Below are 12936 nucleotides of genomic sequence, written 5' to 3' on the forward strand. Positions count from 1 at the left end.
ATCAAATGTAAGTTAGTTTAGATAACTAACAAAAAGCACTGATACTCGATTTAATAGAGTATTAGGGCTTTTTGTTGCTGTTTGAAAAGATAACGGCTTTCTAATCAAACATTTGTTATGACATTACAAATACAAAAGTAGATAAAAACATTACTATATAATAATAACATAATATTAAAGGTTGTGTATTATGTTATTTTGCATATCGGTAATCTGATATTGTTTTTTCAATATAGATTAATGGGTATTAATCTATTTATAGTAAATTTTAGGCGGAAAGGTGAGAAGAAGTGAAAAACTAGTTATTCTAGGAATTTGCACGGCGTTGATGGGTATTAAAGTTTTTGTGGAAGTGTATTTGTCGGTTTAGATACTTAGAAGATAATTTTCCGCGAAACTTAATGAACAAAGGAAAAAGCCCTCTCATGTGAGAAGAGCTTTTGCTTTTATTTACGCATTTTATTTAATGATTTATCCATTTGTGTTTCATTTGCTAAAGTTGCTGCACTTGTTGGTTTTTCAACACCACGATAGTTATATTTTGAGTTTTGCAAGAAGTCGAATGCAAAATCCTGCATTACTTTTTCTTGTGCATTTTTCTCAACCACTTGAGATTTGAAAATATTTGTAAGCATGTACTCATGATTAGATATGTCTTTAATATAATTTTTATCTTTATATTCTTTAATAATATCATTAAAGAATTTTTCAACTTGATCGTCTGTCGGTTTATAATCATGTGCATATTTACTAATTTCATCGGATTTTTCAGTTGCGTTTTTATCACTTGAAGCAACTTCTTTAATTTTATCGTTCCAGCTAACTGTTTTAGCCGTTTTTTTTGCAGTAGTGTCTTTTGTAGTTGTTTGTTTTGATTCGGTAGATGTTTTCTCTTTTGGATTATCATTAGATCTACCTATAATTGCTGTGATAACAATGATTACAAATATTCCAATCAGAACAAGACACCCAAATTTAAAAAACTTTTTCACTATGTTATCCTCCCTTGAAGTAAATGCGTCATTTAGTATAACATATAAATAGATATATTGTGATGAAGGATTTGTGTATAAAGAAAAAACGCACAAATGTAGTTTTTTATAGTGTAAATGTGCATTTATAAAGAATATAATTGAATAAAAAAATAGCCACAAAAAATTAGGGGGAATTTTTGAGTCAAAACATTATTCATATTTCATTTTAGTGAATCTAAATTACGTATTTTTTCCTTATTAATTGAAAACATAAACCATCTAAATTGTGGAGTAAATGACATAATACCTTTGGTAGATAAGTCCCCTTTAACGTATCTACTATTCTACTTCTATTTTCTATCTTCAATCTTTTTAAGTCCTTAATGTATATTCGGAGCTCTTTTATGGATAAAACACTTTTAAAATGTAATGTACTTTGAGGGGGTATAATTTTTGTAAATTAAGTTAAAAAAGAAGTTCCTGGGTATACAGGAATTCTTAGGGTGATCCGTCAAGTGTTGGCGCACTTGACTAAGTAAATGTAAAATAAACTTTTGAAAAGTAATATTGGTAAATACGTCCAAATATAAGTATATAAAGGGGATTTATAAATGGTTACTTTTGGAATAGATAAAATAATTTGTTTAGAAAAATTATAATTTAATAATGAGAAAGTTAACGAGATTATGGCGCAGGATTTGAAAGAACGTTTCTTAATTTACGTGTACCGCTTATTTGGTGTGGTTGACGGCTACTCTAATGACGTAAAGGGATTAGGTCTTGAATGGGGGAAGGGAGTGCAGATTCCTTTTTTCTGCATAGCAGTAATCTATATGTCGGAAAATCAAAATGAATTTATGATAGAGGGTTATTTGGAGATTTCGTAGAAGAATTACTTTAGTATGAAAAGAGATTTTATTAATTTCAGAACAATAACATTGAATAGTAATGGAAAAGAAAAAGAATCTGTATAAGAGGAAGAAGTCTATATAGAATATTTATGTTGACTTGTTCTGTATAAAGAACTAAAATTTATTTTAAATAGAACACTTTTGTTATATTAAAGTGGTGGTTTTATGCATAATAAATTGTGCATAAAAATGATTTATGAATGAGTTTGGTTTAAAAGGTCAAATTCATTTATAAAAAATGTAGGGGGAAACCATGGAAAAGGAAATAAATCTTAAAAATTTATTTGCTGTGATAAGAAGACGGAAATGGGTAATTATTGTAGTTACACTAATGATTATGTTAGTGGGAGCAATTAATAGTATCTTCTTAAAAACTCCAGTATACACATCTTCTGCTAGAATACTTATTCAAGCAAATAATGAATCTATGAGTACACTTAAAGTATTAGTAAATGAACCTGTTGTGATGGAGAAAGTTGCTGCAGAATTGAATATTAATAGGCCAGCAAGTGCGTTAAGTGGACAAATAAGCACTGAAAATGTACAAGGTTCGCAAGTTATGAAGATTAATGTGGCTGATCCGGATCCAGTAATGGCTGCTAAAATTGCAAATGTTACAGCAGCTGTTTATAAGAAAGAGGCTGCAAGAATATTAGGTTTTAATAATATTAGCATTTTAACAGAGGCAGCAAAAAATAAATACTCTGTACCAATAAATATAAATCATAGCAAAACGATAATGACTGCCTTCGTTGTTGGTTTGGTATTAAGTATTGGTCTTGTTTTCTTATTAGATTCCTTGGACGATACGATTAAGTCAGAACGAGCTATTGAAAAATTATTAGATATTCCTACTTTAGGAAGCATTTCTAAAATGAATGAGAGAAGTATGATAGATAAATACAGTGAAAAGAAATTTATATCACTAGGGGGGGTAGGCAAGTGGTTTTCAAAAACAGAAGAAAAAGAGACGAAAGAAAGGATGAAAGCCTAGTTACTCATACTATGCCAAATTCCAAGATCGCTGAAGAATATCGTACAATTCGTACTAATCTTCAGTTTTCATCTATCAATGGTAAAGATAAAACCATAGTTATTACCTCTCCAAGATTTGGGGAAGGAAAATCAACTATTACAGCGAATTTGGCTGTTTCCATAGCTCAACAAGGTGAAAAAGTATTAGTGATTGATGCTGATTTACGAAAGCCAACAATGCATGAAATATTCCAGCTTGAAAATACAATTGGGTTAACAAGTGTTTTGAGTGGGGAAAAAGTAATGGAGGGGGCTGTAAAGAAAACGGGAATTGGAAGACTATATGTATTAACAAGTGGTCCAGTTCCACTTAATCCTGCTGATTTGCTTGGTTCGGTGGTAATGGAGAATTTAATTCAAAAAGTTATCGATCAGTATGACATCATATTAATTGACTCTCCTCCGATTTTAGAGGTAGCAGATACAAGTATTTTAGCTGATCAATGTGACGGGACACTATTAGTAGTAAACTATAGCCGTACTATGAATGAGGATGCGATTGAAGCTAAAAGATTACTAAGTTTTACAAAAGGGAAATTAGTAGGAGCTATATTAAACAATAAGTAATAAGTTTTTTATATATAGATATATGGATTAAAAAGACAAAAAATCATTCTTTTTTAGGTAGAGGAGAGTATCTGGCCATGCATTGAAGCGGTTGGGACTTTTTTCTACTACAACCTAGTGGAAATTAGAGAGAAAAGCAAGTGCAGGTCACTTTTTTGCATAGTAGAAACTTGTATATTGAAATTTCAAAATGAATTTATATAAGTTGAATGAAATACCTTTTACAAGTCATTCATCGGCAAATTCTATAAAATACAGTACCTTATAAAGGAAATTCGAATGATAATTAGTTGCTCAATTGAGAAGTGTAAAAATGAATTTCAACTAATATATAGGAGTATTCTGTAAATATAAAGATTATTTATTTAACGAGATAATAAGATTTCAAGCTAACTTGTTCTTTATAAAGTACGAAAAGATTCTTAATGAAAGATTAAATATGGTGATGTCTCCTTACCGATATCAATGGAGGTACTCGGCTATACTGTGGGTTGAGATAAACCTTAGATGCTAGTCGTCAAGAGTGTGGTGTGAGGGTGGGTTAAATGCCCAAATTTTATTAAAGGTTTTAACTATGGGTTTTTTGAAAAGATCTCATAGTTAAAAGCTTTAATTTTTTTAAAGTAATGATTAAAAAGGTGGGAAATTTATGACGTACCGGCAAAGGTTATCGTTATTGCTTTTAATGGATTCACTTATAGTGTTGAGTGCGATTTATTTTAGTTATTTTATTGTAAATGGTAGTATTCGAGTTATTACATTAACATCTGTAATTAGTTCTATAACATTACTCTTTAGTCATCATTTTTTTGCTTTTATTTATAAGTTGTATAAAAAGGCATGGGAATATGCAAGTATAGGGGAATTATTAATTATTTTTAAAGCTATTACATTCTCTGTCGTTACTACAGCTTTGGTACAAAAAGTAGTGATACACGAAGTCTATTTTCGGTTACTTGTTATCACTTGGATGATACATATCTTGTTAATTGGGGGGTCCCGTTTTATTTGGCGGATGTTCCGGGATGCGTATTTTAAAAATGATGATACGAAAAAGAAAACCTTAATTATTGGGGCTGGTTCTGCTGGGACAATGGTTGTAAGACAATTGCTACAGAACAATGATACAGAATTATTACCTGTTGCATTTATTGATGATAATGTGAAGAAGCATAATCTTGATATCCTAGGAATTCCAGTTATTGGGGGAGTAAATCAAATTGAGCGTGTTGTTCAAGAATTAAATATTGAGAGTATTATAATTGCGATCCCTTCGCTTAGAAAAAAGGGATTGAACGCCATTTTTAAAGAGTGCTCAAAAACAAAAGCAAAGACGCAAATCCTTCCTATGCTAGAAGATTTAGTAACAGGGAAAGTTTCAGTTAATGAATTCCGAGATGTTCAAGTAGAAGACTTGCTAGGACGTAGACCGGTTGAACTGGATATGAATAGCATTTCTAAATACATCACTGACAAAGTCATTTTAGTGACAGGTGCTGGTGGTTCAATTGGTTCAGAGATTTGTAGACAAGTGGCGAAATTTAATCCAAAACAGTTGATTTTATTAGGCCATGGTGAAAATAGCATTTACTCCATTGAAATGGAGCTGAGAGAGCTATATGGAAATACGGAGATAACATTTATTCCGGAAATTGCGGATATACAAGATAGTAAGAAAATAATGTCAGTGATGAATAAATACCGTCCACATGTTGTCTATCATGCTGCTGCACATAAACATGTCCCATTAATGGAATATAATCCAGAAGAAGCTGTGAAAAATAACTTGATGGGAACAATGAATGTTGCAAAAGCAGCAAGTTGGCACGATGTTGAGACGTTTGTTATGATTTCTTCTGATAAAGCAGTAAATCCAACAAATGTTATGGGAGCAACGAAAAGATTGGCTGAAATGATTGTTCAATATACCAATAAAATAAGTCAAACAAACTTTGTTGCCGTTCGTTTTGGAAATGTATTGGGAAGTAGAGGTAGTGTAATTCCATTATTCAAGAAGCAAATTCAAAAAGGCGGACCAGTTACAGTTACGCATCCTGATATGGTTCGTTACTTTATGACTATTCCAGAAGCATCAAGACTAGTTATGCAGGCGGGAGCATTAGCTAAGGGCGGAGAAATTTTCGTATTAGATATGGGAGAACCAGTAAAAATTGTTGATTTGGCAAAAAATTTAATTAAGTTATCAGGAAATTCTGTTGAAGAAATTGGAATAGAATTTACCGGAATGAGACCGGGAGAAAAACTTTTTGAAGAGCTATTAAAAGATGATGAAATGATTGAACAACAAATTTATCCGAGAATTTATGTAGGAAAAGAAACTAATATTTATATAGAAGAAATCGAAAAGGTTATCTCTACACACTCTAATTTGGATAAAGAAGAATTACGAAACATATTATTAGATCTGGCTAATAGACATAATGCTTCGAAAGTATTAATGCCAACATTGAATTAGTGATTTGTAGAAGCTGTACTTGAGTCAAAAATATAGTTAAATGGGTGTGTGATTGAATTGCCTAAGAAAGTGTTGTTTTGTGCAACAGTAGATTACCATTTTAAAGCCTTTCATTTACCATATATGAAAGGCTTTGCAGAGCAGGGATGGGAGGTACATGTTGCTGCAAGTGGTAATATGGACCTTCCATATGTACATAAAAAATATGATATCCCTATTCAGAGATCACCTTTTAAACTGCAAAATTTCGAGGCATATAAGGAGCTTTCAGCAATTATCAATAAAAATAAGTACAGCATTATTCATTGTCATACACCTATGGGAGGAGTTCTTGCCCGTTTAGCTGCAAGAAAAGCAAGAAAACAAGGAACAAAGGTGATTTACACAGCTCATGGATTTCACTTTTGTAAGGGAGCTCCTCTTATAAATTGGCTGGCATATTATCCAATTGAAAGAGGGTTAGCTTCTTATACAGATTGTCTCATAACAATCAATACGGAAGATTACAATCTTGCAGTGAAACATCGATTTAAAGCAAATTGCATTGAACATGTTCATGGAATAGGTGTAGATACAGAACAATTTAAATTGGTACAAGAAGAATATAAAAAAGATTTAAAGGTGAAATTTGGTTATAAACCAAATGATTTCCTAATGTTTTATGCTGCTGAATTTAACAAAAATAAAAATCAGCAATTTTTACTTCACTCGCTAGCCTTACTAAAGGACGAAGCACCTAATGCAAAGCTTTTACTCGCGGGAAATGGTCCATTAATGGAAGATTGTAAGAGCTTGGCTATTGAGCTTGGAATTGCCGAGATGGTTCATTTTCTTGGATATCGAACAGATATTGCCTCATTATTACCAATATGTGATGTTGCTGTTGCATCTAGTCTTCGAGAAGGCTTGCCTGTTAACATTATGGAAGCTATGGCTTGCGGTCTTCCAGTTATAGCTACTGATAATAGAGGGCATAGGGAGCTTATAATGGATACAATAAATGGTTATCTTGTATCGCCTACAGAGGTAGAGCTTTTTGCCTCACGAATACTAGAGTGTATTCATTCAGGGGCACTGCGTGAAAAGATTGGGATTGAAAATGTAAATAGAATAAAAAAATACTCGATCGACAAAGTAAGTACTGAATTGAATAATATTTATATACCATATATGTTGAGGGATGTAGATGAAACCAAGAATTAGTGTGATAGTTCCTATATATAATGTTGAACAATACTTAAGTAGATGTTTGGATAGTTTATTATCACAAAGTTTTAATGATATAGAAATTATAGCTGTAAATGATGGTTCAACAGACGGAAGTGCAAAAATACTTTATGAATATGCAAAAAAAGATAATCGTATTGTGACGATTGAAAAGGAAAATGGTGGAGTTTCCTCAGCTAGGAATGAGGGGATACGTGTAGCAAAAGGGGAATATATTGGTTTTGTTGATCCAGATGATTGGGTAGATAAAGATATGTATGAGTCAATGTATAAAAGCGCAGTTGATGAAAAAGCTGATATTGTTATGTGTACATATGTTCGAGAGTTTGGTAGTCATTCAAAGATAAAAGAATTCAATCTTCCTGAAAAGGTGTGTTATCACAATAAAGAAGTTCAATTAAAAGTTATGAGACGTTTGATTGGTCCTTTAAATGAAGAAATAGCAACTCCAGAACTTCTTGATGCATGGGGGACAGTGTGGTCAAAGTTATATCGCTTAGATATTCTTAAAGAAAATAATCTTGAATTTGTAGATCTTAGCAAAATAGGGACTAATGAGGATTCGCTTTTTAATATATACGCTTTTTATTATGCGAAAACTTTTGTTTTTATAAATAAACCTTATTATCATTATTGGAGGGTAAACACTACATCAGTTACATCGTCTTATAAGCCTAATTTAATGAATCAGTGGTTTAATCTTTACGGTATAATTGAAACCTTCTTAGATAAAAAAGAAATGGAAAAAGATTTTTATATAGCCTTAAATAATCGAATATGTCTTAGTACATTAGGGCTTGGCTTAAACACAATAAGCAAAGAAAATAAGGGATCTACTTTGATGAAAATCAGTAGGTTACATTCAATATTAAAGGATAAACGCATCAAACAATCCTTTAGGCAATTTGAGATTAAATATTTTTCAATTGCTTGGAGGGTATTTTATTTTTGTGCAAAATTCCGATTCACGCTAGGATTTTATTTTATTTTAGTAGTAATTGATAAACTTAGAAAATTAGTTAGATAGGGGGAGAATATTGGAACCGAATCGTATATTGCAAGTAGTGACAATCATGAATCGTGGCGGGCTTGAAACGATGTTAATGAATTATTATCGAAAGCTTGATCGTAATAAGATACAGTTTGATTTCATGGTACATAGAGAAGAAAAAGGGCATTATGATGATGAGATATTGAGTCTTGGTGGAAGAATTTATCGAATGCCGCAAATAAGACCTGGTAATTATCGTTTATATTTCAAATTACTCGATAAATTCTTTCTTGCTCATCCTGAATATAAAGTAGTACATTCTCATATTAACGAAAATAGCAGTTTTGTACTTGGAGCAGCCAAACGTGCGGGTGTTCCTTGTCGTATTGCGCATAGTCATTTAAGCGATTTGGGTATAGATATAAAGCTACCTTTTCGTTTGTATGCGAGATTTTCTATGAAGGATAATCCTACCAAGTATTTTGCATGTTCAAAAAATGCAGGACAATGGTTATTTGGACGAAAGGTATGTGAATCTAAGGAAGTAACTGTTCTGAACAATGCAGTTAATGTAGAAGAGTTTAAATATAATGAAGAAATCAGGAAGCAAATTAGGCAAGAAATAGGTGCAGAAGATAAATTAGTATTAGGACATATCGGAAGATTTAATAAGCAAAAAAATCATGATTTCTTAATTGATGTGTTTAAAGCTGTGCATGATAAGAATCCTAATTCCCTGCTTGTTATGGTAGGGGATGGTCAATTACGATCATTGATAGAAAAGAAGGTGGCCGCCTTAGGTTTATCGTCTCATGTGAGATTCTTAGGGGTTAGAGGAGATATATCGCGCCTTATGCAAGGGTTCGATTTATTTTTATTTCCTTCGCTTTTTGAAGGGTTACCTGTTGTATTGGTTGAAGCGCAGGCTGCTGGCTTAAAATGTGTTGTATCCGATTCGATAACAGATGAAACGGATGTGTCAGGTCGAATAGAATTTGTAAGCTTAAAGGAAACGCCAGAAGTGTGGGCAAAAAAAATTCTTACTTCATCATATGAACATGAAGATACATCTGATTTATTAAGTAAAAATGGATATAACACTGCTACGATGGCAAAATGGCTAACGGATTATTATTTAATTCATAGTTAAATGTTAAACAAACTTAGATTTCTGGAGGTTTTTTTGATGGGTCCTACTTTAACGGTCTTTACACCAGCATTTAATCGTGCATATACATTACATCTATGTTACGAAAGTTTGAAAAGACAAACTTCTAAAGACTTTATTTGGTTAATCATTGATGATGGATCTACAGATAACACGAAAGAACTTGTGGAAAAGTGGATTTCAGAGGGCTTAGTTCCAATTCGTTATCACTATCAAGAAAATCAAGGAATGCACGGGGCTCACAATACAGCTTATGAATTAATTGACACAGAACTAAATGTTTGTATAGACTCTGATGATTATATGGCTGATGATGCTGTGGAGAAAATTCTTTCGTTTTGGGAACAAAACGGAAGTGATCGTTATGCTGGTATAGTTGGCTTGGATGCAAATCAGAATGGAAACATTATTGGAACAAAGATGCCGTCTGATTTAAGGGCATCTAAACTTTCAGACTTATATGTGAAACATAACGTAAAAGGTGATAAAAAACTTGTATATCGATCCGAACTGACACGTAATTCCCCGCCTTATCCAATATTTCCAGGGGAAAAGTATTGTCCACTTAGTTATAAGTATATTGTTATTGATCAAGAATGCCCCTTACTTATTATGAATGAAGTGTTGTGCTTTGTAGAATATTTAGATGATGGGTCAAGTATGAACATTATTAAGCAGTATAAGAAAAACCCACGTGGTTTTTCTTTTTTTAGAAAAATTGCTATGCAATATGCACCTTCATTTAAAGACAGATTTCGAGAGTGTATGCATTATGTGTCTAGTAATTTGATAATAAAAAACTATAGATTTTTAAAAGAGTCACCGTGTAAATGGACTACCTTCCTAGCAACGCCATTTGGCTTGTTACTTTATTGTTATATTATGAAAACAAATAGAGCTACTGTTTTGAAGAGTAAATAAGACAAAGAGAAGTATAAATAAAAAGAATAGGAATGTAGTAATATATGCTTACGATGTGGAAGTGATTGGTAAATGACTGTGTTATGGATGAATCTTGCTTTAGTTTATTTTTTCTCTTTCTTTGCAAGGTATTTTTCTAAACCGGCTGTTACGGTAGAATCTTTTGTCAAACCGAATAAATTTTTAGCATTTTGCGCTATGACAATTTTAATATTAGTATCTGGCCTTCGTAATAATATTGGAGATACTTTTGCCTATATGCATTCATATGCTACTTTGAATTTTAGCTGGGAAACTATTAAGTCGCAAAAGGACATTGGATTTAATATCTATCAGATGTTTTTACAAAATTTTTCCCATGATCCGCAACTTCTGATTTTTGTAACGGCGTTAATTACAAACACATTAATTGTGATTGTATTATATAAATATGCAAGAATGTTTGAGTTAAGTTTATTTGTATATATAACAGGTGGCATGTTTTTAACTTCAATGAATGGAATAAGGCAATTTTTGGCGGCTGCGATTGTATTTGCTGCAACGAAATATATACTCGAAGACAATTGGAAAAAGTATATTTTAATTATCCTGTTTGCATCAACTGTACATCAGACTGCGCTTATCCTCATTCCTATTTATTTTATAGTTAGGAAAGAAGCTTGGTCAAAACAAACATATATTCTTCTCGTTTGCGCTGTATTTATCGTTATAGGGTTTAATCAATTTATGGATGCTTTATTTACGGTGATAGAAAATAGTCAATATAGTGAGTATAAAAACTTTTCTGAGGGCGGTGCAAATATACTTAGGGTTATTGTTTATGCTGCACCAATTCTTCTCGCTTACCTAGGGAAAGAAAGATTAAGAGAATTGTTTCCCAAAAGCGATTCTATTGTAAATATGTCTATACTAGGACTTGTCTTTATGATTATTTCAACACAAAACTGGATATTTGCTAGATTTTCTATTTACTTTGGATTGTATCAATTAATATTAATTTCTTGGGTTGTAAAAGTTTTTACGAAAAAAGATCAAAAGCTTATTTATTATGCTATTTTATTATTCTATATGATGTATTACTACTATGAATGTGTAGTAAGCCTTTCAGGCGTTGGATATGGAAGTAACTTTATAAAGCTTTAGAGTTATATTTGAATAAGTATAACGAATAGAGCATAAAAAAGGGGACTTCCTACTTTAAAGAGGAGGCTTTAAAGTGAAAAAAATCGAAAAAATACCCAGAACTATACATTACTGCTGGTTTGGAGGAAATGAAAAATCTGATATTGTAAAAAGATGTATAGAGAGTTGGGAAAAGAATCTATCGGAATATGAAATAATAGAATGGAATGAAGATAATTTTGATATAAACTGTAATTCATATGTAAAAGAGGCATATAGATCTGGCAAATTTGCATTTGTAAGTGATTATGTTAGAGTACATGCTTTATATTATTATGGCGGTATTTATTTGGATACTGATGTAGAGGTATTTAAATCTTTTAATAATCTATTGCATCATGATTCATTTTGGGGATTTGAACAAGAAAATTATATAGCTACAAGCACAATAGGAGCAGCTAAAGGAAATAAGTTTATAAAAACATTTCTAGATTCATATGAAGAAAAGGACTTCATTAAAGAGGATGGCAGCTATGATGATTTGACGAATGTGGCTATTGTAACGGAGATATTAAAAAATCTAGGGTTAATAACAAATGGAGAGTATCAGGAAATAGAAGGGATAGGAACCTTCTATCCACAAACGTATTTCTCACCATATGACTATATTAATTGTAGAAAATTTATAACGGAAAATACATATGCCATGCATCATTTTCATAAGAGTTGGTTACCACCTAAAACGCGGATAAAGAGTAAAATAAAATTAATTTTAGCAAAAATTATAGGTGGGGATAATATTGCTAAGTTAAGAAAACATGTGGGGCGAAAAGAAGTTTTTAAGGAGAAAATGCATGATTAATATATTAAAAAAAATATTCCAAACGCTAGCTACAGAAAGTCGTAACAGAGGGTTATACTTTGCGGTGTTGATGAATATTTCACACTTAATCAGTGTATTAAGAGGTGCTTTCTATAAGTTAATATACTTCCGTAATATAAATTGCTCAATCTTTTCACTCCAAACAAAAAGTAGGATAGAGATTTTTAATAAGCATTCAAAAATTAATATCGGGAAATTTGTGTTTGTTCGAAAAAATGCGAGTATTCGCATTGATTTTAATGGGGTACTAAATATAGGCGAGAAAGTGTTTATTAATGATAACTGTAACATTAATTGTATAAATAAAATATCAATTGGAAGAAATACAAAGATAGCTCCTAATGTAAGTATTAATGACCATGACCATAATTATAAGAACATTGAAGATGGTCACTTAATAAAGGGTGAAGTAAAGATAGGGGAGAATGTTTGGATTGGTTCTAATGTAGTTATATTGAGAGATACGTTTATAGGTGATAATACTGTGATAGCCGCTGGAAGTGTTGTAAAAGGACATATTCCTTCAAATACACTGTTTGTAAATAAACGAGAAAACGTATGTATCAATCGCACTAGTTGAAGCGGTTCATGTGAAAGTATCGTCTATATATTTTCAAAATGTATAATGATGTCACTTATATCAAGAACAAAATATGAACGC

At 31.8% G+C, this 12936-nt stretch carries 11 protein-coding genes; 10 read left to right on the forward strand and 1 reads right to left on the reverse strand.

Features of this window, described 5'->3' with window-relative positions; translation table 11 throughout:
- Positions 1–446: 446 nt before the first annotated feature.
- Positions 447–992, reverse strand: coding sequence for a hypothetical protein (locus AB1280_RS03255; protein WP_429754860.1), 546 nt, complete (start codon positions 990–992; stop codon positions 447–449).
- Positions 993–2138: 1146 nt separating this feature from the next.
- On the opposite strand from AB1280_RS03255, the gene AB1280_RS03260 reads away from it, so the two are divergent.
- From AB1280_RS03260 to AB1280_RS03305, 10 genes are all read left to right on the forward strand, one after another.
- On the forward strand, positions 2139–2879 hold the full coding sequence (locus AB1280_RS03260; protein ID WP_272188007.1) for a YveK family protein: 741 nt from the start codon (positions 2139–2141) through the stop codon (positions 2877–2879).
- Positions 2828–3487, forward strand: a complete 660-nt coding sequence (locus AB1280_RS03265) for a CpsD/CapB family tyrosine-protein kinase (RefSeq protein WP_429754861.1) — start codon at positions 2828–2830, stop codon at positions 3485–3487. The genes AB1280_RS03260 and AB1280_RS03265 overlap by 52 nt, the downstream gene beginning before the upstream one ends.
- A 649-nt stretch (positions 3488–4136) precedes the next feature.
- Complete coding sequence (locus AB1280_RS03270) at positions 4137–5963, forward strand: polysaccharide biosynthesis protein (protein WP_429754862.1); 1827 nt, start codon at positions 4137–4139, stop codon at positions 5961–5963.
- A 57-nt stretch (positions 5964–6020) separates the two neighbouring features.
- Complete coding sequence (locus tag AB1280_RS03275) at positions 6021–7166, forward strand: glycosyltransferase family 4 protein (protein WP_429757256.1); 1146 nt, start codon at positions 6021–6023, stop codon at positions 7164–7166.
- A complete protein-coding gene (locus AB1280_RS03280; protein WP_272188004.1) occupies positions 7150–8217 on the forward strand; it encodes a glycosyltransferase family 2 protein in 1068 nt (355 codons plus the stop codon). Before AB1280_RS03275 ends, AB1280_RS03280 begins: the two co-directional genes overlap by 17 nt.
- 10 nt (positions 8218–8227) lie before the next feature.
- The gene (locus tag AB1280_RS03285) at positions 8228–9331 is read left to right on the forward strand and encodes a glycosyltransferase family 1 protein (RefSeq protein ID WP_429754863.1); all 1104 of its coding nucleotides are present in this window, start codon (positions 8228–8230) and stop codon (positions 9329–9331) included.
- A gap of 36 nt (positions 9332–9367) precedes the next feature.
- Positions 9368–10270 carry a glycosyltransferase family 2 protein gene (locus tag AB1280_RS03290; RefSeq protein ID WP_429754864.1) on the forward strand — a complete coding sequence of 301 codons (903 nt, stop codon included), beginning with the start codon at positions 9368–9370 and terminating at the stop codon, positions 10268–10270.
- A 72-nt stretch (positions 10271–10342) separates the two neighbouring features.
- Positions 10343–11413, forward strand: a complete 1071-nt coding sequence (locus AB1280_RS03295) for an EpsG family protein (RefSeq protein WP_429754865.1) — start codon at positions 10343–10345, stop codon at positions 11411–11413.
- Between the two features lie 73 nt (positions 11414–11486).
- Positions 11487–12254 carry a glycosyltransferase family 32 protein gene (locus AB1280_RS03300; protein ID WP_429754866.1) on the forward strand — a complete coding sequence of 256 codons (768 nt, stop codon included), beginning with the start codon at positions 11487–11489 and terminating at the stop codon, positions 12252–12254.
- On the forward strand, positions 12247–12855 hold the full coding sequence (locus tag AB1280_RS03305; RefSeq protein ID WP_429754867.1) for an acyltransferase: 609 nt from the start codon (positions 12247–12249) through the stop codon (positions 12853–12855). Before AB1280_RS03300 ends, AB1280_RS03305 begins: the two co-directional genes overlap by 8 nt.
- Positions 12856–12936 lie beyond the last annotated feature (81 nt).

The organism is Bacillus sp. S10(2024), assembly GCF_050473865.1.
Classification (GTDB): domain Bacteria; phylum Bacillota; class Bacilli; order Bacillales; family Bacillaceae_G; genus Bacillus_A.

Bases quoted from the DNA above. Each gene is read 5' to 3' on its own strand.
- AB1280_RS03290 (WP_429754864.1), top strand. From the start codon at position 9,368: ATGGGTCCTACTTTAACGGTCTTTACACCAGCATTTAATCGTGCATAT.
- AB1280_RS03295 (WP_429754865.1), top strand. From the start codon at position 10,343: ATGACTGTGTTATGGATGAATCTTGCTTTAGTTTATTTTTTCTCTTTC.
- AB1280_RS03260 (WP_272188007.1), top strand. From the start codon at position 2,139: ATGGAAAAGGAAATAAATCTTAAAAATTTATTTGCTGTGATAAGAAGA.
- AB1280_RS03280 (WP_272188004.1), top strand. From the start codon at position 7,150: ATGAAACCAAGAATTAGTGTGATAGTTCCTATATATAATGTTGAACAA.
- AB1280_RS03305 (WP_429754867.1), top strand. From the start codon at position 12,247: ATGATTAATATATTAAAAAAAATATTCCAAACGCTAGCTACAGAAAGT.
- AB1280_RS03270 (WP_429754862.1), top strand. From the start codon at position 4,137: ATGACGTACCGGCAAAGGTTATCGTTATTGCTTTTAATGGATTCACTT.